Source organism: Burkholderia semiarida, from assembly GCF_029268935.1.
Lineage (GTDB): Bacteria > Pseudomonadota > Gammaproteobacteria > Burkholderiales > Burkholderiaceae > Burkholderia > Burkholderia semiarida.
Map to the genome: position 1 here is coordinate 501,110 of NZ_JAHLCL010000001.1, position 21,562 is coordinate 522,671.

The 21,562-nt window shown below is 69.2% G+C and carries 15 protein-coding genes and 1 pseudogene; 5 read left to right on the top strand and 11 right to left on the bottom strand.

What is annotated here, in order from left to right:
* Positions 1 to 446: 446 nt before the first annotated feature.
* Positions 447 to 3,746: an autotransporter outer membrane beta-barrel domain-containing protein gene (locus KPB06_RS02285; RefSeq protein ID WP_059574715.1), complete on the top strand. Its 3,300-nt coding sequence runs from the start codon at positions 447 to 449 to the stop codon at positions 3,744 to 3,746.
* Between the two features lie 163 nt (positions 3,747 to 3,909).
* On the opposite strand, the gene KPB06_RS02290 is transcribed toward KPB06_RS02285, so the two are convergent.
* The 3 genes from KPB06_RS02290 to KPB06_RS02300 form a co-directional block, all read right to left on the bottom strand.
* Complete coding sequence (locus KPB06_RS02290; RefSeq protein WP_059574713.1) at positions 3,910 to 4,644, bottom strand: fucose-binding lectin II; 735 nt, start codon at positions 4,642 to 4,644, stop codon at positions 3,910 to 3,912.
* 162 nt (positions 4,645 to 4,806) lie between these two features.
* Complete coding sequence (locus KPB06_RS02295; RefSeq protein ID WP_059574711.1) at positions 4,807 to 5,628, bottom strand: fucose-binding lectin II; 822 nt, start codon at positions 5,626 to 5,628, stop codon at positions 4,807 to 4,809.
* 113 nt (positions 5,629 to 5,741) lie between these two features.
* Entirely contained in the window at positions 5,742 to 6,131 is a 390-nt protein-coding gene (locus KPB06_RS02300; protein WP_059574709.1) for a fucose-binding lectin II, read from the bottom strand.
* A gap of 918 nt (positions 6,132 to 7,049) precedes the next feature.
* Here KPB06_RS02300 and leuA point away from each other — a divergent pair.
* From leuA to KPB06_RS02320, 4 genes and pseudogenes are all read left to right on the top strand, one after another.
* On the top strand, positions 7,050 to 8,759 hold the full coding sequence (gene leuA, locus KPB06_RS02305; protein ID WP_059574803.1) for a 2-isopropylmalate synthase: 1,710 nt from the start codon (positions 7,050 to 7,052) through the stop codon (positions 8,757 to 8,759).
* 80 nt (positions 8,760 to 8,839) lie between these two features.
* A pseudogene (locus tag KPB06_RS02310) lies at positions 8,840 to 9,463 on the top strand (putative Na+/H+ antiporter); the annotation flags it as partial.
* A gap of 205 nt (positions 9,464 to 9,668) precedes the next feature.
* Positions 9,669 to 10,106: a cation:dicarboxylate symporter family transporter gene (locus KPB06_RS34530; RefSeq protein ID WP_143328770.1), complete on the top strand. Its 438-nt coding sequence runs from the start codon at positions 9,669 to 9,671 to the stop codon at positions 10,104 to 10,106.
* Positions 10,079 to 11,080, top strand: coding sequence for a glycoside hydrolase family protein (locus KPB06_RS02320; protein WP_059574705.1), 1,002 nt, complete (start codon positions 10,079 to 10,081; stop codon positions 11,078 to 11,080). Before KPB06_RS34530 ends, KPB06_RS02320 begins: the two co-directional genes overlap by 28 nt.
* On the opposite strand, the gene KPB06_RS02325 is transcribed toward KPB06_RS02320, so the two are convergent.
* The 8 genes from KPB06_RS02325 to KPB06_RS02360 form a co-directional block, all read right to left on the bottom strand.
* Positions 11,063 to 12,145: a hypothetical protein gene (locus KPB06_RS02325; protein WP_059574800.1), complete on the bottom strand. Its 1,083-nt coding sequence runs from the start codon at positions 12,143 to 12,145 to the stop codon at positions 11,063 to 11,065. The genes KPB06_RS02320 and KPB06_RS02325 overlap by 18 nt on opposite strands.
* Positions 12,135 to 13,418 (bottom strand): polysaccharide biosynthesis protein, encoded by a 1,284-nt coding sequence (locus KPB06_RS02330; protein ID WP_059574703.1) that lies wholly within the window; start codon positions 13,416 to 13,418, stop codon positions 12,135 to 12,137. The genes KPB06_RS02325 and KPB06_RS02330 overlap by 11 nt, the downstream gene beginning before the upstream one ends.
* Entirely contained in the window at positions 13,415 to 14,578 is a 1,164-nt protein-coding gene (locus KPB06_RS02335) for a polysaccharide pyruvyl transferase family protein (protein ID WP_089465907.1), read from the bottom strand. The genes KPB06_RS02330 and KPB06_RS02335 overlap by 4 nt, the downstream gene beginning before the upstream one ends.
* Positions 14,575 to 15,792, bottom strand: a complete 1,218-nt coding sequence (locus KPB06_RS02340) for a glycosyltransferase (protein ID WP_059608927.1) — start codon at positions 15,790 to 15,792, stop codon at positions 14,575 to 14,577. The genes KPB06_RS02335 and KPB06_RS02340 overlap by 4 nt, the downstream gene beginning before the upstream one ends.
* Positions 15,789 to 18,071: a polysaccharide biosynthesis tyrosine autokinase gene (locus KPB06_RS02345; RefSeq protein ID WP_059608926.1), complete on the bottom strand. Its 2,283-nt coding sequence runs from the start codon at positions 18,069 to 18,071 to the stop codon at positions 15,789 to 15,791. The genes KPB06_RS02340 and KPB06_RS02345 overlap by 4 nt, the downstream gene beginning before the upstream one ends.
* On the bottom strand, positions 18,068 to 18,574 hold the full coding sequence (locus tag KPB06_RS02350) for a low molecular weight protein-tyrosine-phosphatase (protein ID WP_059574699.1): 507 nt from the start codon (positions 18,572 to 18,574) through the stop codon (positions 18,068 to 18,070). Before KPB06_RS02350 ends, KPB06_RS02345 begins: the two co-directional genes overlap by 4 nt.
* Positions 18,571 to 19,779, bottom strand: coding sequence for a polysaccharide biosynthesis/export family protein (locus tag KPB06_RS02355; RefSeq protein WP_059574698.1), 1,209 nt, complete (start codon positions 19,777 to 19,779; stop codon positions 18,571 to 18,573). Before KPB06_RS02355 ends, KPB06_RS02350 begins: the two co-directional genes overlap by 4 nt.
* A 127-nt stretch (positions 19,780 to 19,906) precedes the next feature.
* A complete protein-coding gene (locus KPB06_RS02360; protein ID WP_059574695.1) occupies positions 19,907 to 21,295 on the bottom strand; it encodes an undecaprenyl-phosphate glucose phosphotransferase in 1,389 nt (462 codons plus the stop codon).
* Positions 21,296 to 21,562 lie beyond the last annotated feature (267 nt).

The window sequence follows — 21,562 nt, forward strand, 5'->3', positions numbered from 1 at the left end:
ATTTTTCGTCGACGCGCGGATATCCGGCAATGCGCCCGTGTTTGAACGGCGCGCGATCGTGCGAAGCAACATCGTCAAATGGCGCGCAATAGTCCGCGCCTTCCGTCATTCATCGAATCGCGTCAAATTTTCCGATTGATTCGGATTGCATCACGTTCGATGAGTATGGCTAAGCGAGTGTCGGTAAATTAAACCGATTTTTCGTCTCGCCAAGCCGCCCACGCCCGGCTGCGGTTTCGCATGCTGCACGGCGGCAATTCCACTCCATTTATTTCCCGATGCGAAATGATTCGCGGCGTGATTGCCGGTATCACGCATTCTGATCTTGCGATTGTTTCAAGACAGGTGCTATAACCCGTTCCACGCACCGATTTGCAGCAATAACGTCACCAATAAATGCGAGCGGAAAAATGAAAAGAAAGGCGTGGAATCTGGGTTTGGGCGGAATGGCGATCCTGAGCGGCGCGGTGCCGGTCAGTGCGTATGCGGCGTGCTCGGCTACCGCGCCGGGCAGCGGAACGACGGTCACGTGTACCGGCGCGAACGCACCGTCGGTCGTGGCCACGGGCGGCAGCACCAACGTGACGATCAACCTCGATTCGACCGTGACGGGCGGCTACGTGCTGACGTCCGCGCCGACCCCGTTCTCCGTCGACACATCAAGCACGATCACCAACAACGGCAACCTGTCGATGTCGGGCAACGGCACGGGCGTCGCGAACCGCGGCGCGGTGCTGCTCGGCGTGAACAACGGCAACACGCTCACCAACGGCGCGACCGGCGTGATTTCGACGTCGGGCACCTACAACGACGGGATGGCCGCGAACGGCAACGACAACACGCTCGTCAACAACGGCACGATCACGACCACCGGCAACAACGCGTACGGGATGACGGCCGCATGGGGGCAAAGCAATCCCGGCGCGTCGGGCAATCGGATCGTCAACACGGGCACCGTGACGACGTCCGGCAACAACGCGCGTGCGGCGTCGCTGCTCGGGGGCAACGGCACGATCACCAACAGCGGCACGCTGACGTCGAATGGCCGCGATGCGCCGGCCGTCTACATGCAGGGCAACAACGACACGCTGGTCAACAGCGGCACGATCCAGACGACGGGCACCGCGACGAGCGGCGGCAGCGTCGACGCGGTCGTGTCGAACACGCTCGGCGGCTCGTTCACCGCGACGATCACGAACCAGGCCGGCGGCAGGATCATCAGCAACAACGGGATCGGCGTGCGCTCGACCAACGGCGCGACGACGATCACCAACGCGGGGCTGATCCAGGGCGGTGGCGGCACCGCGATCCAGGGCGGCAACGGCAACGTGACGCTGATCCTGCAGACGGGCTCGCAGATCGTCGGCACGGCCAACGGCGGCGCGGGCGCCAACACCGTGACGTTGCAAGGCACGGGCACCGCATCGAACGCGTTCGCGAATTTCCAGAGCCTGACGATGGCCGGCACCGACTGGACGTGGGCCGGCACCGGTACGTTCTCGACGGCGCTCGTGCGAAGCGGCACGCTGAACCTCACGGGCACGCTCGGCACGACGACGGCATCGGTCGTCGCGACCGTCGACGCGGGCGCGACGCTACAGGCGAATGCGTCGAACCTGCCGCTGTCCGTCACCGACAACGGGCTCGTGCGCTTCCAGCAGGACGGCGCTGGCGCGTACACGGGCACGATCGGCGGTTCGGGCGCGGTGGAGAAAACCGGTGCGGGCACGCTGACGATGGCGCCTTCATCGGCCGGCGGCAACACCTATTCGGGCGGCACGACGATCACGCAGGGCACGCTGTCGGTGGCCGCGGACACTGCGCTCGGCGCGGCGTCGGGCGGGCTCGCGTTCAATGGCGGCACGCTGCAACTCGGCAGCGCGTTCAACGTCGCTTCGAGCCGGGCGGTATCGGTCACGGCGAACAATGGCACGATCGATACGCAGGGCTTCAACTCGACGCTGACGCAGGGCGTCACGGGTGCGGGCTCGCTGACGAAGCTCGGCAGCGGCACGCTGACGATGAACGGCACGAACGGCTACACGGGCGGCACGAACGTCAATGCGGGCACCGTGATCGTCGGTGACGCGACGAGCGCGTCGGCGACGCTGGGCGGCGGCGGGCCGGTGATCGTGGCGGCGGGCGCCGCGCTCGGCGGCTACGGCAGCGTGACGGGCAACATGACGAACAACGGCACGCTGTCGGTCGCGAACGCGCTGGCGAGCCTGGGCGGCGGCGCGACCGGCAGTTTCCGGATCAACGGCAACCTGACCAACGCGGGGCTCGTGCAGCTCGGCGGCAGCGGCGTGGGCAACACGCTGACGGTCGCGGGCAACTACGTCGGCCAGAACGCGACGCTCGCGCTCAACACGACGCTTGCCGGCGATGGCGCGCCGTCGGACAAACTCGTCGTCAGCGGCGGCACGGCGAGCGGCGCGAGCACGCTGAAGGTGACGAACGTCGGCGGCGCGGGCGCGCAGACGACGGGCGACGGCATCCAGGTCGTGCAGGCCGCGAACGGCGCGACGACGAGCGCGGGCGCGTTCTCGTTGTCCGGCGGGACGGTCAGCGCGGGCGCCTATACGTATTTCCTCGCGAAGGGCGGTGCATCGACCGGCACGGGCGACAACTGGTACCTGCGCAACACGGTGCCGCCGAAGCCGCAATCGCCCGTCGCTCATCCCGGCCAGCCGACGCCGCCCGCCGAGCCGCCGATCACGGCCGCCGAAGGCACGCCGGAATCGATCGTCGAAGCGGTCGACCATGCGGGCACCGGCGGCAATCCGGAACCGATCTACCGCCCGGAAGTGCCGCTGTACGCGGAAGCGCCGGCCATCGCGCGCCAGCTCGGCTTGCTGCAGATCGACACGTTCCATGACCGGCAGGGCGAGCAGGGCTTGCTGGCCGAAAACGGTTCGGTGCCCGCGTCGTGGGCCCGCGTATGGGGCGGCCACGGCAACATCAAGCAGAAGGGCGACGCGACGCCGTCGTTCGACGGCGCCGTATGGGGGATGCAGGTGGGCCAGGATCTTTACGCCGATACGACCGCCAGCGGGCATCGCAATCACTACGGCTTCTTCGTCGGCTTCTCGCGCGCGGTCGGCGACGTGAACGGCTTCGCGCTCGCGCAGCCCGATCTGAGCGTGGGCTCGCTGCAGGTCAATGCGTACAACCTCGGCGGCTACTGGACGCACATCGGCCCGGGCGGCTGGTACACGGACGCCGTGCTGATGGGCAGCGCGCTGACCGTGCGCTCGCATTCGAACGACAACGTGAACGGCTCGACGAACGGCAACGCGTTCACCGGCTCCATCGAAGCCGGGCTGCCGATCGCGCTCGGCAACGGACTGACGCTCGAGCCGCAGGCGCAGCTCGTGTGGCAATGGCTGTCGCTCGATCGCTTCGACGACGGCGTGTCGAGCGTCGCGTGGAACAACGGCAACACATTCCTCGGCCGGATCGGCGCGCGGCTGCAATACGCGTTCGACGCGAGCGGCGTGAACTGGAAGCCGTACCTGCGCGTGAACGTGCTGCGCGCATTTGGCGCCGACGACAAGACGACGTTCGGCGGCTCGACGGCGATCGGCACGCAGATCGGGCAGACGGCCGGGCAGATCGGCGCGGGGCTCGTCGCACAGCTGACGAAGCGCGGCAGCGTGTATGCGACGGTCAGCTATTTGACGAATCTCGGCGGCGAGCATCAGCGCACGATCACCGGGAATGCGGGCGTGCGGTGGGCGTGGTGACGGCGAGGCGCGGCGATCGAGATAGCGCAAGGCGGCACGGTTTCGCGAAACGGCTCGGCTGATAACCAACAACTTCAAGAACCGGGACGGGGCAGGCCCGTCCCTGGAACGTTTCCCATCGCCACGCCGGGCGGCGTGGCGACGCTCGTCGGGCTGACGCGACTCAGCCCAGCGGCCAGTTCAGGATCGCGATGCCGTCGTTGTAGTCGCCGTCGCCGCCATCTTCCGATCCGACCAGCCCGAAGTAGGTCTTCTTGAAGATGTCGACCTGACGCGAGCCGATCTTCGACGGTTTGCCGTTCGCCGTCACGACCACCCGCACCTTCCCCTTGCCCGAGTTCACGATCTGCGTGTTCAGGTTCGCGTCCTGCGTGCCGGCGCCCTGGAACGTCGCGGCCGGTTTCGGGTTGTCGTCGACGAAGACCTCGATCGTCTGCGGGGACGACGAATTGACCAGCGCGGTCACGCCGAACGCGATGTTCGGCGGCAGGTTGAAGACGCCGTCGCGTTCGCCGCCGCCGCTCGGCACGGGCTCCGGCTGCACGGGTTGCGGCGTCGCCTTCGAAAAGTAATTGACCACCGCGCCGACGCCGAACTTCGCCGCGGCGCCGGGCAGCACGCCCGGCGCGCCGGCCCACGTCACCGTGCACGCGACGACCTGGCCTGCCGCATCGGTTTTCACCTTGTTCTGCCAACTGCCGACGTCGAAGCTGTACGGGATCGTCGCGATATCGACGAACACGTCGTATTGCGGCAGTTTCTCGACGAGCTGCGCGGTCATGAACTGGCGCATCCGGTCGAGCACGGCCTGATCGCCGTTGGCCTGCACGGCGGTGGCGTCGTTGCCCGCGAGTTGCAGCAGTGCGTACAGGTCGTCGTGGGTAAAGGGTTGTGACATGTCGTCCTCGTCTCGATGGAAGGTCTCGCATCGCGCGGCCCGGTGAACGGATTTCACCGGGCCGCGCGCGGAGCAAAGCGTGGGACTGCAAATGACTGCCCGAACGATGCGCAATGCGTGGTCGTGCCCGTCGCCATTGCGATCGTTCGTGACGGCCGCCGATCAACCCAGCGGCCAGTTCAGGAACACGATGCCGTCGTTGTAATCGTCGTCGGCGCCGTCTTCCGATCCGACGATCCCGAAGTACGACTTCTTGAAAATGTCGACCTGTCGCGAGCCGAGCCGCGACGGCCTGCCGTTCGCCATCACGATCACGCGCACGCGCCCGTTGCCGGAATCGAGCACCTTCGTGCCGAGGTTCTGGTCGTGGACGCCGGCGCCCTTGAACGTCGCGGCGGGTTTCGGGTTGTCGTCGATGTAGATGTCGATCGTCTGGTCGTTCGCCGCGTTGGTGAGCGCGGTGACGCCGAACTTGATGTTCGGCGGCAGGTTGAACGTGCCGTCGCGCTCGCCGCCGCCGCCGACGGTGCCGGCCCCCGGGCCCCCGGTTTCGGCGCCCTGGTTGCCGCCGCCTTGCGACGACGGGGGAGCGGCTGTCTCCCCGATCGCGGAAAGGCTCGCGTACGAATCGATGTGCATCGCGCTGCCGCGCACGCTCTTCCACTGGCCCTTCACGAACGTGACGCCGTTGCCGACGTCGATCGTCGCGACGAGCGTGAACGGCATGCGGCCGGTTGCCTCCGGCACCTTCGACGAATAGGTGAAGCAGCCGTCCGCGACGGTGCCCTTGTTCGTCGCGATCGCGAAATAGATGCCGGGGAAGTTGTTGCCGGTCGCGTAAGGCGTCGGCACGTTGAGGATGACCTGCAGTTTCCCGTCGCGAATCCCGGCCTTCGCGATGTCGATGTAGAGGCCCGGGATGTCGACGTAAGTCTCCGATGTCGCGACGGGTGCGCTGACGATCGAAGCCGAAAGGAGCGGCATGAAAGTCTCCGATGATGAGGGGGGCTGGATCAGGCGGGGCCCGCCGAACGCGGCGCAACCCGCCGGCCGCCATGGAGGCCACCGGCGGGGACGGCCGTCGATCGTGCGTCAGGTCAGCCGATCGGCCACTGGAGCACGACGATGCCGTCGTTGTAGTCGCTGTCGTGGCCGTCTTCCGATACGACGATGCCGAAGTTGACCGTGAACGGCGAGCCGTCCGACTTCTTGCCGGTGATCGGCGCGAGGCGCGCGTCGGTGGCCGACGGCTTGCCGTTCACCGACACTTCGAAACGGATCTTGCCGTTGCCCGAATTCAGCGTGGCTTCACGCGGGCCGTCGCGCGTCGTCAGCTTGTGATACGCGGCGGGTTCCTTGCTGTCGCCGATAAACAGCTTGATGTGCTGTTGCTCGGCGGCATTCGCGAAGAAAATCGCGCGGAAATCGGTATTCGGTGGAATCGAAAACTCGCCGGCGCGGTTGGATGACGTTTGAGAATCGGCCATGCTTGCCTCCTGATAAGTATTGGATAAGGCGTGAACCTTGCCGCGCAAACGTTTGCCGTTTGAAACGCGACGTACAGAGCATGACGAAAAATAAATAAAAAAATATTCGAACGAGAATGGTTATTGTTCAGGAAATCGAAAAGGCAGGCTAATCGATTGAGTGAAATGTTTTTAATGAGCGCGATTTCGATATATTCGGGAAACTATATCGATGCGTATATCGTTTTCGTGAACGATGCGCGAGCGGGGAGGCGGCGGGGGAAGCAATCGCGCTTCGGAGCAGACGCTCGGCGTTCGCATATGGCAGCGTTTCGTTTCAACATCGGTATCTCTGTCGTGGCCGCGCCCACCGGCCACCGTCGAACGCCCACACCGAAGCGCGATTGCAAGGGAGGAGTGTGCGGCGACTGGCGAAGAGGCTGGACCGACTCACTCCGAACATGAATAGGACTTCACCGGTGCCGCACCCGTGAAGCATAGCCACGGAGGATGCCGGCGCCTATCGGACTGGACTGATTCTGCGCCCGGTTGACAGCCGTGGCTGCCCTGTGATTTGATGCCGGTCATGCACGCCGCCCAGTTCCTCTTCCCGCTACGACTACTAGCCCGCTTCTCCGGGCTGGGTCTGCGGCTGCGCGCTTTCCATCTGCTTCTTTCCTGAAGCGCCAGATTTTCCCCGCATCACCGACCTGGCCCCGGTTGTCGACCGGCGCCTGAGTTCGTCTTTCCTTCGTCGTCTCTCCGCTTCGTCCCGGTCGCTCAACCGTCAAGGCCGTCGTTTGCCGTACCGCTTTGCCGTTGTGCCGCTTTGTTACCGCTTTTCCTGCCGTTTTCACCGCTGCGCGGGCAGCCGGCGCCTGACGCCGATGGCCGCCGCGCCGCGCTTTACCGACGAACAGACCGAGGACCGACATCATGATGCTGAAGAACCCCGCGACGAAATACCGACCGTTCATGCCCGTCAACCTGCCCGACCGCACGTGGCCGTCGCGCACGATCACGCAGGCGCCGATCTGGATGAGCACCGACCTGCGCGACGGCAACCAGGCGCTGTTCGAGCCGATGGACGGCGCGCGCAAGATGCGGATGTTCAAGACGCTGGTGGCGATCGGCTTCAAGGAGATCGAGGTCGCGTTCCCGTCCGCGTCGGAAACCGATTTCAACTTCGTTCGCGAACTGATCGAAGGCGGCCACATTCCCGACGACGTGACGATCGAAGTGCTCACGCAGGCGCGCGACGACCTGATCGAGCGCACCTTCGCATCGCTGCGCGGCGCGAAGCGCGCGATCGTCCACCTGTACAACGCGACCGCGCCGGAATTCCGCAAGATCGTGTTCGGCCTCGACCGCGACGGCGTGAAGCAGCTCGCGGTGAACGCGGCGCGCACGATCAAGCGCTGCGCCGACGCGGCGACCGACACTCAATTCACGCTGCAGTACAGCCCGGAAACGTTTACGGCGACCGAACTCGATTTCGCGAAGGAAGTCTGCGATGCGGTGTTCGACGTATGGCAGCCGACGCCCGAGCGCAAGTCGATCGTGAACCTGCCGGCCACGGTGGAAATCGGCACGCCGAATTACTATGCGGACCAGATCGAATGGATGCACCGGAATCTCGCGCGCCGCGATTCGCTGATCCTGTCCGTGCACCCGCACAACGACCGCGGCACCGCGGTCGCGGCGGCCGAGCTCGCGGTGATGGCGGGCGCCGACCGGATCGAGGGCTGCCTGTTCGGCAACGGCGAACGCACGGGCAACGTCGATCTCGTGACGCTCGCGCTGAACCTGTACACGCAGGGCGTCGATCCGGGTCTCGATTTCTCGCGGATCAACGAAGTCGCGCGCACGGCCGAGGAATGTACGCAGTTGCCGATCCACCCGCGCCATCCGTACGTCGGCGATCTCGTGTTCACCGCGTTCTCCGGTTCGCACCAGGACGCGATCAAGAAGGGCTTCGCGGTACAGCGCGCCGACGCCGTATGGGAAATGCCGTACCTGCCGATCGATCCGAGCGACCTCGGCCGCACGTACGATTCGATCATTCGCGTGAACAGCCAGTCGGGCAAGGGCGGTATCGCGTATCTGCTCGAACAGGGTTACGGCGTTGCGCTGCCGCGCCGCATGCAGGTCGATTTCAGCGCGGCCGTGCAGCGCCTGACCGACGACAGCGGGCACGAGGTGACGAGCGCGCAGATCTGGTCGCTGTTCCAGCAGGAATACGTCGAAAGCGCCACGCCGCTGCGCTATGTCGGCCATGAGCTGACCGAGCGCGACGGCCGCGAGACGATCGTGCTGACCGCGGATGTGCACGGCGAGCGCCGTGTGCTGCGCGGCGAGGGCAACGGCCCGCTCGACGCGCTGATGCATGCGCTGCGCACGCCGCTGCGGATCCAGCATTACGAGGAACGCGCGCTGTCGCAGGGCGCCGATGCGAAGGCGATCGCGATCGCCGAGCTGGCCGGCACGGGCGTGCGCGGCAGCGCGTTCGGCGTCGGCGTCGACGCGAACCTGACGACCGCGTCGATCCGTGCGGTGATCAGCGGCGTGAACCGCGCGTATGCGCGTGCGGATGAGGTTGCGCGGGCAACGTTCTTCGACGCGGAGCGCGCGGTGACGGCCGTGGCGTAACCGCGGCAGGGGCGGACGTGCAGCCGGGCGGGTCGATTTCCGGCGTGCACGAGCGTGTGCCCGGGCTCGTGAATCGGCGCGTGATGCGTGGCGTGATGCGCGGGGCCCTGCCGATGGCGTACGGTGCGCTGGCCGGCGCGCCGGCGGTCGCGTCGGCGGCGCAGGGCGAGCGGGTGCCGGCGGGCGTGACGCTCGTTCACGTCGGTTTTCTGGTCGGCGTCGTGCTCGGCGCGCATCATCCGGCCGTGTTCATCGGTCTGCTGCTGTTCTTTCTCGGCTTCACGGCCGCGTACGAACGCTATCAGTCGCCGCTGATGCTGCGCGAGAGCCTGCTCGTCGCGTTCTTCCTCGGCGGGCTCGTCGTGCTCGGCGGCCTGCAGCAGTGGTGGCTGCAGCCGATCGTCGCATCGATGGACGCGTACGCGCTCTATGCCGGCGCGCTCGGCCTGACCGCCGTGATGGACAACGCGGCGATCACCTATCTCGGCTCGCTGATCGCCGGCATGCCCGACGGCGCGAAATACATGCTGGTGTCGGGCGCCGTCGCGGGCGGCGGCCTGACGGTGATCGCCAACGTGCCGAATCCCGCCGGGCTCGCGATCGTGCGACGCGGCTTCGCGGACGAATCGGTCAGCGTGGCCGGCCTGCTCGCCGCGGCGATCGGGCCGACGCTGGTCGCGACGGGTGCGCTGTTGCTGCTCTGAGCGACGGCGTCGCGTGAAATAGGACCTGGCTGATTCACGTCGTCGGGCCGTTACGCAATAATGAATTCGTCGGCGGCGAGTGGGCCGCCGGTGGGTGATTTGGGTTGGGCCGCCTGTCACGGGCGGCCCCTTTTTCACCGGCACGACGAGTGTGCAGGCGCGAGTGTCCCATGGCGGCCGGTGGGCGCGGCCGCAAGCCGGTTTCATGTCGGCTGCCGTTCGGAAAATCACGCTGCCAGATGCGAGCACCGGGCATTCGCGCGTGCGCGTTCGACGCGTATGGCGGCCGCCGTGCGGCCGTTTCTTCGCGAGAAGGACGCTTGATCAACGACACCATCCGTACCGAGCCGACGCCGCCGCGCCGCAGCCGCTCGGCGGCCTCTTCATTCCGTTGATCCGGATCTGCGTGATTCCGGTCGCGTTCGCGTCGCTCGCGTGCGCGATCATGTCGTTGTCCGATCTCGCCGCGAGGCGGCGGATCGCCTGGAAGCCGATCGCGATCCATGCGGCGCCGACGGCCTTCGCCGCCGGGCTCGCGACGGCCGCCGCGACGCGCCTTTTTTCCGCTTCCGCGTGTTCGTGCATCGGCACGTCGCGCTTCATCGCAGGACATCCATGCATGTCGTCTTTCGCTATCCGTTGATCGCCGCGCTCGCGCTGGCGGCCGGATGCGCGTGCGCCGGCGCGCGCGCGCATTGGCCGGCGCCGTCGCGCGACGGTGCGCCGCTCGTGGGCGTGCAGGTCAAACTGCCGTCGTTCAGCGCGGACGACGCCCGGCGCATCCGCGTCACCGGCTTCGATTTCGTGCGGATCGGCGTCTGGACCGACCGGCTGGATCGGCCCGCGTATCGCCGCGCAGTCGATGCCGCGATCGCGGCGGCGCACGACGCGCAATTGCCGGTGCTGCTGACCATCCGCACGCTCGAACCGCTCGCGCCGCGCGATGTGCCGGCCGAACGGCGCATGGCTGCGCTCGCCGAAGCGGGCGCGACGCTGGCGGACACGGTGACGCGGCTTGCCGACCGATACCGCGCGCAACTGCTGGCCATCGAGCTGTGGAACGAGCCCGACCTCGACAAATACTGGCCCACCGGCGAGGTCGATTCGACGTTCGCGCCGTTCATGCGGGCCGTCTGCGTGCGTTTGCGCGAGCGCCGCCCACATGTGCCGGTGATCGGCTTCGCATTCTCGCGCGCGCCGTTCGCCGGCTCGGTGCCGGATCGGCTGCTGAAGCCGCTCGTGCCGTCGCTGGCCGGATGCGTCGACGCGATTTCGTACCACGCGTACGGCATGGCGCCGGCGCGGATTCGCGCGGCCGCGCGCGACGTGCAGGCGCGCTATGGGCTGCCGGTTGCGATCACCGAGGACGGCGCGACGTCGGTCGGCCCCGCCGGCGACGCGCGCCAGGCGAAACGCCTGACGACTGTGCTCGCCGCGTCGAATGAATCGATGACGCCGCTGATCTCGATCTACGAATGGGCCGACACGCCGAACGGGCCGGATGCCGCGCAGCGGAACTACGGCCTCGTCCGCGCGGACGGGACGCCCAAGCCGGCGCTCGACGCGGTGGCGCGGGCGCTGCGCGATCGCCGGGGCCCGCTACGCGGGCCCGACTGACGCGGCCGGCGGCGCGGCCGGGGCCGCCGCACGAGCGGTGCGCAACGGCCACAGCACGGCGGCGAACAGCGCGACGCTCGACAGATGCCGTGTGTAGCTGCCCAGATCGGGTTCGAACAGCATCGACACCGCGACGTGCGCGAGTACCAGACACGCGAGCGTGTCGCCGCCGCGCAGCGACGCGGCGCGCGTGTCGGCCGGCGGCGCGACGCGCGGCCACGCGGATGCGAGCACGAGCGCGATGAAGCCCTGCATCGCGATGCCCTTCACGTCGAACGAGAACAGGATCGGCAGGTTGAGCCGCGCGACCGAGTACGCGTAGTTGCCGGCGAAATGCAGGAACGAATCGGGCGGATACGGATTGTAGAAGCTCGTCCGCGCGCCGAACGGCGATTCGTACACCAGGTAGTCGACCGCCACGTCGCGCGGGTGCTGAAGCAGCGTGTAGACCGAATCGGGCAGCGCGACGAATGCCGCGCCGGCCAGCAGCAGCGCGACGATCTTCAGCGGCAACGGCGCGCGGCGGAACGCCCACGCGCTGCCCGCGCACAGCACGATCAGCGCGAAATAGCTGCGGATGAGCGCCGCGTAGCCGGCATACAGCACGACGGCGATAGCCAGCGTGCGCACCGTGCCGAACCGGCGCGCGGCGAGCGCGACCAGCACCGCGATCAGCACGACGAGCGTGTCCTTGCTGGCGACGAACAGGTTGAAGAACAGGCAGGGTGCGATCAGCACGAGGTTGGCGAACAGCGAGCCGGCGCGACGCGTTTGCCGCAGCGCGAGCCAGATGAACAGCACGCCGAGCGCGGCGACGAACACGCTGGTGCCCGCGCCGCCGAGCGCGCGATAGAAGCGGCCGACCGCATCGAACGACGTGCCGTCGTAGGTTGCGCCGCCGCTGATCTGCGTATCGATCTTGTCGGCATCGCGGAAGATGAACTCGGGCAGCAGCGCCCGTGCGTTCGCATAGACCGCGAGATACAGCAGCGCGACGCACGCGGCGATCGCATCGACGAGCCGACGGCTCAGCAGCGGCCCGCTTGCCATCAGCTTACGAAGCATCGGCGGCTCCCGGTAACGCGCCGGCCGTGCGGGCACGGCGCGACGCGACGATGCACGCGAGCGCGGCCGTCATCGCGACGCTCGCGGCGAGATGGGCGTACGCCGCGCCGAGCGCGCCGAGGCCGCGAACCAGCGCGATCGACACCGGCAGGCAGGCGAGCGTCAGCGCCACCATCGCGAGCGCGACCGGCCGGCCCGCGCGCAGCGCGACGGCCGCCGCCCACAGCACGTCGGCGAGCGCGCGCAGCACGAACGACGTCGACAGGATCGCGAGGCCGGCCGTCTGCAGTGTCCCGGCGCGCTGGTGCGCGAGCTGGAAAACCGGCCCGTGCAGCGCGGCGATCGCGACGGCGGCGGCGGCCGTCAACGCGAACGATGCGCCGATCGAGCGGGCGAGTTCGCGTCGGAACGCGGCGCGCGCCGCGCCGAGCGCGCTCACGAAGCGCGGCGCGGCGACCACGACGACGGTCGCCGCCGCGACGGTCTGGATCGCATTCGCGATCGACCAGACGAACACGTACCGGCCCAGTTCGGCGGCCGGCAACGCGCCGGCCGCGACGAAGCGCTCCAGATATTGCAGGACCGACATCAGCAGCAATGCGACGAAGAACGGCAGTCCGTCGCGCCACACGGCCGCCAGGCTGCCCGCGGGCGGGCGGGCCGCGGTGCGCGACGCGGGCTGGGCGCGCGCGATGCGCGAGATGACCGCCCAGCCGATGGCGACCACCGCGACATCGGCCGTCAGCCACAGCACGAACAGCGCGTCGACCGACCCGATCGCACCGGCCGCGAGCGCCGCGATCGCGACGCCGGCCCACGCGCCGGTCCGCACGAACAGCAGCCACGACGCGACGCGGGCGCGATGCAGCGAAAACAGATAGGTATTGATTTCGAGCGCCGCGTGTTCGGCGCATGCGATGAATGCAACGAGCACGAGCGGCAGGTCGGGCAGCGCCGCGACGTGCAGCACGCGAGCCGCCCAGCCGGGCACCGCGAGCGGTGCGCAGAGCGCCGCATATACGACGCCGTAGCGCGCGAACACGCGCGTCGCGGTGCGGATCGCATTCGCCGGCGCATCGCCTGAAAGCCGCCGGTTCAGCTCGGTGCTGAAGCCGAGCCCGAGCACTTTCGACGCGACGACCGACACGGCGACGGCGAAGCCGTAGGCGGCGACGGCATCGAAGCCGAGCGTGCGCGCGACCGCGAGCGTCAACGCGAACTTCATCGCGAGCGCGGCGATGCGCAGCGCGAGCCGGGAGCCGAGCGCCGTCATCGCGCGGCCGGCCGGGACACGGCGTTACGCAGCGACGCGACGAGGGCGTCGCGCGCCGACTGCAGGCGCGTCAGTCCGCCGTGCGTCGCGTCGCGAAAGCGCGCGAGCGCGCCGGGGGCGAGCAGCGTTCGCGCGACGGCCGCCGCGTCGAAGTCCGCCGCGTTCGCGACCCAGTCGGCCACGCCGAGATCGGCGTATGCGCCGAAACCCTTGCGTTCGTAGCTCAGGTGGTATGCCGGCACGCCGTGCAGGATCGATTCGAGCGCGCCGTGCAGGCGCACCGATACGACGGCGTCGGGCGTGTCGTGCGCGAGGACATGCTTGAGTGAACTCGGCGCGTCGATGCCGAGCGTGCGGTAGTACGCGCTGTCGTCGTTGCCGCGGCCGGTGCTCTGAACCGCGAACGTCAACCGGCACGCGGGACGCAGCAGCGCGATCAGCGCGACGGTCGACGCGTGATAGCGTGCGCGCTGCGCGTCGTTCCACGCGGGCGGCTTGCGCAGCACGATCGCGATGTGCGCGGGCCGTGTGTCCGCGGCCGGGCGACGCGGGGCGACGCCGGCGTGGCGGCGCGCGAACTCGAGTACCGCCAGGTCCGGCGCGCGGCGCGTGTTCGCGTTGCCGGCGAGGAAGGCGACCGACCGGTCGTCGCGCACGAACACGTCGTCGAACGATCCGAGCATCGTCCGCAGATGCGCGGCGAGCCACGGCCGGTTCGCCGCGGGCCCGATGCTTTGCGGCAGGTAGACGGTCGGCTTGCGCGCGGCGCGCGCGAGCCGCATCTGCAGCAGGTGGCCGGCTTCGAGCTTCAGCGCTTCGATCGCGGTGCGCGCGCGCAGGTAGCCGCCGCCCACGCCGACGATCAGGTCGACGCCGTCCAGCAGGTGGCCGAGCGCGCCGAGCGAAGGATTGAGCGCGACCGGCAGCGGCGCCGCGCCTGCCTGCACGACGCGGGCCGCGCCGCGCGCCGCGAGCACCGGAGCCGGATGAACGTCGGGCAGATGCGCAAACGATGCCGGATCGGCGGCGACCACGGTGACCCGCACGTGCGGGCCGAACGCGTCACGCAGCAGGCCGATCGACAGGTCGACGAGCAGGCCGTCGCCGGAATTGCGCGTGCTGTATGCGTGCAGCAGCGCGACATGAACGGGGGCGCTCATCGGGGGGCCTCCTCGAGGCGTTCGCGGTAGACGGCGAGCGTGCGCTCGACCATCGTGTCCGCCGAGTAATGACGGGCGGCGAGCGCGCACTGCTCGCGCATGCTCGCGAGCCGTGCCGGAGAGCCGGCGAGATGCGCGAGCGCGGCGGCGAATTCGCGCGGGTCGTCGTCGTTGGCGACGCTCAGGCCGACCTGGTGGCCGTCGACGAGTTCGGCCGCGCCCGCGACGCGGGTCGCGACGATCGGCACCTGCGCGGCGACGGCCTCGATGCATACGTACGGGAACCCTTCGTAGCGGCTCGGCAGCGCGAACACGTCGAACGCGGAGAAGTAGCGCCGCGCGTTGTCGATACGCCCCGCGACGCGCAGGTTCAGCGGCAGGTCGTCCGCTTCGGCCCCCGCGGCGCGGTTGAAGTCGCCGGAGCCGATCGCGACGATGTGCAGCCGGCCGTCGTCGCGCGCGGCGAGCGTGCGCGCGATGCGCACCAGCCGGTCGACGCCCTTCTGCGCATCGAAGCGGCCGACGAAGCCGATGACGAACGCGTCGTCCGGCACGCCGAGCGCGGCGCGCGCGGCTTCGCGCGGCAGCAGCGCGGGCGGCGTCACGCCGTTCGGGATCGTGCGGATCCGGTCGCGCGCGATGCCGAGGGCGTGCAGGTGGTCGGCTTCGTCGCCGGAGACGGCGATCACCGCGTCGGAGCGGCGATTGCCGAGCCAGCGCTCGATGCCGCCGTAGACGCGGCGCTTCACGGCCGACAGCGTCGGGTTCAGCGTATACACGGCGTGCGGCGTGTAGATCTGTTTCCACGGCCCGCCGCACAGGCGCGCGAGCGCGCCGGCTTTGGAACTGTGGCTGTGGACCACATCCGGCCCGATCTCGTGCAGCAGCCGGGCGAGCGCGCGTGCAGCGCCGACGTCGTGCAGGCCGACCGAACGGCGGAACGGCAGCCGATGAAACGACGCGCAACGCAGGGGCGTGTCGGCGAGGATGGCTTCGTCGAAACGCGCGCCGCGCGGCGCGATCAGATGGATCTCGACGTTCGCGCGCGCGTGGAGGCCGGCAATCAGGTCGACGAGATGCACGGCGACGCCGCCGCCGGCCGCCTCGACCACCATCGCGATGCGCAACGGCGGCCCGGCGCGCTCGGGTGCGCGCGTGGGCGCATGGGCGGCCCCGTGTCGGGAGGCGGGCGTGGCCAGATCGGCGACCGTCATGCCGCTCTCCCGGTCAGGCGGCGCAGCGCCGCGCGCCAGCCGCGCGCGGACGCGTCCTCGGGCTCGTTCGCATAGCGGTATTCGGTGTAGCGGTAGCCGCCGTATTTCGTGCCGTACGCGCAGCGCCCGCCGCGCGCGTCGATGCCGTTCAGCACGACGCGGGGCGCCGCGCCGCCGTGGCCCGCGACGCGCTTCGCGGCTTCGGCGAGTTCGCCGGCCTTCGTCTTGCCCGCGCGCGCGACCAGCAGGATCGCGCTGGCGTGCTTGCCGAGCCAGCTTGCGTCGGCGGCGGCAAGCACCGGCGGCGCGTCGATCACGACCATGTCGTACTGCGCGCGCCATTGCCCGATCAGCGCGCCGACGCTCTCGCGCTGCAGCAGCGCGGCCGGCGCGTGCGGCAACGCGCCCGTCGCGATGAAGTCCAGATTCGGCTCGACCGCGCGATGCACGATGCCGTCGTGCGCCGCACGTGCCGCGAGCGCATCGGCAAGGCCGTTGTCGCGCGCGACACCGAAATACTGATGCAGGCGCCCCTTGCGCAGATCGCCGTCGATCAGCAGCACCCGCTTGCCGTCGGCCGCCTGCACCGCCGCGAAATTCGCCGCGACGAACGACTTGCCGGCGCCCGGCGCCGGCCCCGTGATCAGCACGACCGGGCGCGCGTCCTGTGCAAGCGAGAAATGCAGCGCGGTCTGCAGGCTGCGCAGGCTTTCGATCGCCGGCTCGTACGGCTCGGCGAGCGCGAGCAGGTGCGGGCCGGCGTCCTGACGCTCGATCGCGCGCATCATCGCGCGCTGGCCGGCGGCGGACGGCACGACCGCCAGCACCGGCAGCCCGGCGTGGCGCTCGATCTCGTCGACGCTGCGCAGGCCGCCATAGAGGAAGTCGCGGGCGAACGCGATCAGCATCCCGAGCGCGAGCCCGACGAGCGCGCCCACGCCGATCGCGACCGGACGGTTCGGCCGCACGGGATCGTCCGGCGCGACGGCCGTATCGACGACGCGCACGTTGCCGGTCTTGCCGGCCTTGACCAGTTCGAGCTGCTGGATGTTGTTCAGCAGCGCCGTGTAGAGATCGGTGCCGACCTTCACGTCGAGTTGCGCGCGCACTTCGTCGCGCTGCCGCTGCGGCAGCCGCGCGAGATCCGTGTCGAGCGCGGCCTGCCGATGCCGCAGCGTCGCGAGCTGCGCATCGAGCGCGGCCATGTCGGGATGCGACGGCAGGAACCGCCGCGACAGCTCGTCGCGTTTCTGCTGCAGTTCGAGCACGCGGGTCTGCAGGTCCGCGCCCTGCTGCAGCGCGAGCTTGCCTTCCTCGGCGAGGTCGATCGAATGCCCGCTGCTGCGCAGCGTCGCATAGCGTTGCTCGGCCTCTTCGAGCTGCCGCTTGACGGTCGGTAACTGGTCCCGGAGGAACGCCAGCGAGTGCGCGGCCTCCGCGGAGCGGCGCTCGACGTTCTGTTCGACGTAGCGTTGCGCGAGCGCGTTGAGCGTTGCGCCCAGCGCAGCCGGATCGTCGCCGCGCAGCGTCGCGACGAGCACGCCCGACTGCTTGATCTTTTCCTGCACGTCGAGCGCGGTGCGCAGCGCGTCGATCGTGTCGGCGCGGCCGTTGCGGATCAGGCGAAAGCGCGTGCCGGGCAGTGCGTCGAAGCCGGCGACCTCGATCGACAGCGGGCCATGGCGCGTGGCAAAGGTTTCCGCGCGGCCGATGTGGCCGATCGCGTCGTCGGGCAGATCCCGGCCGGACAGCCGGTAGCGCCGCGCATCGATGCGCGTGAGGCTGAACGTGTCGCCTTGCGCGCGCCTCGGCACGTCGAAGCGCGTGACGTTCGCGCGTTCCTGGCCCCATGCATAGCCGCCGATGCCGAGCAGGCCCGGCTGCACGACGCCGTCGTTCAGGCGCGACACGAAATCGCCGATCAGCGGAAAGCGCTTCGGTTTCGCGACGATGTAGCTGCGCAGATCGTCCACGGCGCGCGTCACCACGAGCCGGGACGACAGAATCTGCGCTTCGGCCGAGGCCGGCGCGTTGACGTTGAAGAACGACGCGGCGTCGCCGAGCAGGTTCTTCGCCGCGCTGTCGCCGCCGTCGTCGGTCTGGATCATCAGGTCGGCCTGATAGGTCGGCGGCGCGAGGAAGGCGTACAGCGCGCCGACGCCGAGCCCGGCGGCGGTCAGGGCGGCGATGGTCCAGCGTGCGCCGCCGAGCACGTCGAGCGCGTGAACGAGATCGAACTCGCTTTCGGCAGCGGGTTCGCGGGAAGGCGATGCGGTCATGATGAGGTCGACGGGGAAAGGGCGGCCGGCCGGTCGGGCCAGCGCGCGAGGATGAGCGGGCGCCAGCCGTCGACGGCGGCGGCGATCAGCGATGCGCAGCGCACGAAGTCGGCGCGCGTGCCGCGATAGGGATCGGGAACGTCGAAGCCGGCGCGCGTGCCGCCGGGCGCGATCGCGTGCTCGCCGAGGCGAAACACGCGGCCGCGCGTGAACAGGTGGCGCGCTTCGACATCGCGCTGCTGCGCGCGGTCCATCACGAGGATCAGGTCCGCGTACCGGCACAGGTCGGCCGTGACGGGGCCGGCCACGTGCGCGTCGAGATCGAGACCGAGCTCGCGCGCGACGGCGCGGGCGAGCGGATCGGCCGGATCGCCGGTGCGCGGCGCGAGGCCGGCGGAGCGGACCGTCGCGTGCGGCAGCCGTGCCGCCAGCAGCGCGGCGGCGATCGGGCTGCGGCACAGATTGCCTTCGCACACGACGAGCAGGGACGGGCGCGCGCTCATTTGGTTGCCAGCGCGGCGGCGGCGCCCGTGTTGACGCTCGGCAACAGCAGCGCGAGCACGCGGCTGAAGCGCACGAGGCCGTTGCCGTCGACGTAGACGGTGTCGTTCGGTTCCAGCTCGAATTCGTTCGCGAGCACCATCGCGACCGGCGAGCGCGCATCGAGATGGAATACGGTCGGCGTGCCGCGCGCATCGCCGCGGATCACGAACATTTGCGCGGCATCCGCCGTGTTCGAGTTGATGCTGCCGGCCTGCAGCAGCGCGTCGCCGAGCGTGAGGCGGCCGTTGCGCTTCGGGAGCGCGCGCAGCGGGCGGTTGACTTCGCCCATCACGTATACGCCGTTGTCGTCGCGCGCGGCGATCTTCAGCAGATCGCCGCCGCGCAGCACGATGTCGGCCGGATTGCGATGCTCGCGAATCATCTTCGCGACGTCGATGCGCACCGGCACACCGTCGCGAACGAGCGTCACGTCGCTCTGGTCGGCCGCCGGCGTGAAGCCGCCGGCGCGGGCGAGCGCGTCGGCGAGCGTCATCGGCACGTCGTTGACCGCCTGCGCGCCCGGCGCATGCACTTCGCCGTCGATATAGACCTGCTGAGAACGGTACGACGCGACGCGCAGCGTCACCTGCGGGTCGCGATAGACGCGCGCGAGCGCCTGCGTGACGCGCGCCTGGGCATCGGCGGCGCTCAGGCCCGCGACTTTCAGCTTGCCGGCATACGGAAACGTCAGATTGCCGCGATCGTCGACGACGAACCCGGCAACCGGATCGGCCGCGCGCGGCGGCGTCTGCGGCGAGCCGGGCTGGGCGGCGGCCAGCTCCGGATGGTCCCAGACGGTGATCTGCAACACGTCGCCGGGGCCGATCCGATAGCGCGAAGCGGCGGGGGCGTCGAGCGCCGACAGCGCGGCCGTCGCGGCCGCCTTCTCGGCGCGCTGGCGCTGGATCAACTGCGGGTCGATCTGCACGATGGGCACGGGCAGGCGCGCAGGCGGCGCGTCCGCGCGTGCGATGCCCGGCGCCGCATCGGGCGCGCGCGTCGCGCGCAGTTCCTGGACGAACGCGTGATCGCCCATTCTCATGCCGGGCGCGAGCGCGCACGCGGACAGCGCGAGGCCGGCCAGCACCGCGAGCGACGCCGTGCGTATCGCGTGTACCGCACGCCGGCGTGCGCCGGCCGCGGTCGAAACGTTCGAGGTCTTCATCTGACATTCCTTGATGGCGGCGCCGGGGTGCGGCGGCCGCGCGCGCTCGGCCCGGGGTAGCCGGGCGCGAGCGGGGTTCGGGTGAGTGCGCGCCGCGTTCGCTGGTCACGCGAACGCGGCCGGCCGCTCAGTAGGCGTTGGGATGCACGATCCCTTTCAGCACGGTCGCGCCGATGATTCGCAGATCGAGCGCGAACGACCAGTTGCGCAGGTAGTACAGGTCATGCTCGATGCGCGACTGCATGCTTTCGACGCGTTCGGTCGCGCCGCGCAGCCCGTTGACCTGCGCCCATCCGGTGATGCCGGGCTTGATCCGGTAGCGATGGATGTAGCCGTCGACGATCGTGCGGTACTGCGCGTCGTGCTCGACCGCGTGCGGGCGCGGGCCGACCACCGACATGTCGCCGAGCAGCACGTTGATGAACTGCGGCAGCTCGTCGAGGCTCGTGCGTCGCAACAGCGCGCCGACGGCCGTGACGCGCGGATCGTTGCGCATCGCCTGCACGACCGTGCCGTCCCGCTCGACGTGCAGCTTCATCGTGCGGAACTTGTAGATGGCGAAGGTTTCGCCGTCGGCGCCGCGCCGCTTCTGCGTAAAGAACACGGGCCCCGGCGACGACAGCTTCACCGCGACGCCGATGACGAGCAGCAACGGCATCAGCGCGATCAGCGCGACCGCGGCGAAGGTACGATCGAACGCCGCCTTCAGCATCCGCGCACGCGGTGTCAGCGGCGACACGGCGAGCGAGATGGCCGGCTGGCCGAGCACTTCGTCGGCCTGACTGCCGAACGGCGCGAGCTGGCTCACGTCGGGCAGCAGCCGCAGATCGACGAAGTCGTGACGGAATTCCTCGATCACGTCGACGATCGCGCGCTCTTCGCTCAGCGGCAACGCGATCCAGACCTCGCTCGCGCGAAGCTGCCGCGCGTGTCTCGCAAACGTCGCGAGGTCGCGGTGTACCGGAAGCTCGCCGGCGCTCGTCCCGGCGTCCGGCGAAACCCGATAGATCGCGACGAACCGGTACGGCGAAGCCATGCGCTCCACCGCGGACGTCAGTTGCGCGATGCGCTCGTCGGTCCCCGCGAGCGCGATCGCGCGATAACGCTTGGGCGCGCGCACGCGGCGGCACCGCCATACGAACAGCGCGATGCGAAACGCGATCAGCGACACCGCGACGCCCAGCGTCCAGCGAACGAACCACGCGAACGACGCGACATTGACCGCGGCCATCGCGATCATCATGACGAACACGCTGCCCTGGGCGATCAGCCATAGCGCGAGCGCGCGAAGCAGATAACGCGCGATGCGCACGCCGTTGTCGCTCAGGTCGCGGTCGATCAGGCCCAGCAGGAAGGTCGCGCACAGCACGCTCGTCGCGACGAGCACGGTTTCCGTTCGCAGCGCCGCGAGCGACATGGTCGTTTCGTCCAGCATCACGACCGCGATCGTGACGATCATCGCGATGTCGGCGACGAGCACGGCGAGCGCGCGGTTTCTGAGCAGTTTTTTCAGCATTTCACGTCGCCTCACGACATGCCGGCTTTGCCCATGCGGCCCGCATGGAGATACGCGTGTGGAGGCGCCTCGGGTGGTTCACGTCAAGTTATTCGAGATCGGACGAATGATTCGCGGTCCGAATCGGATTCGTTCGATTCATTCTATTGACGTGGAATGCGCGGGACCATCAGGCAACGGGAAGATCGGCAGCGCTTGCCGGTCGGACTGGTCCTGTTCTGTGCGGCCGGTTCGCCATGTCGTGCCGTCGCGATGAAACAGCATCGT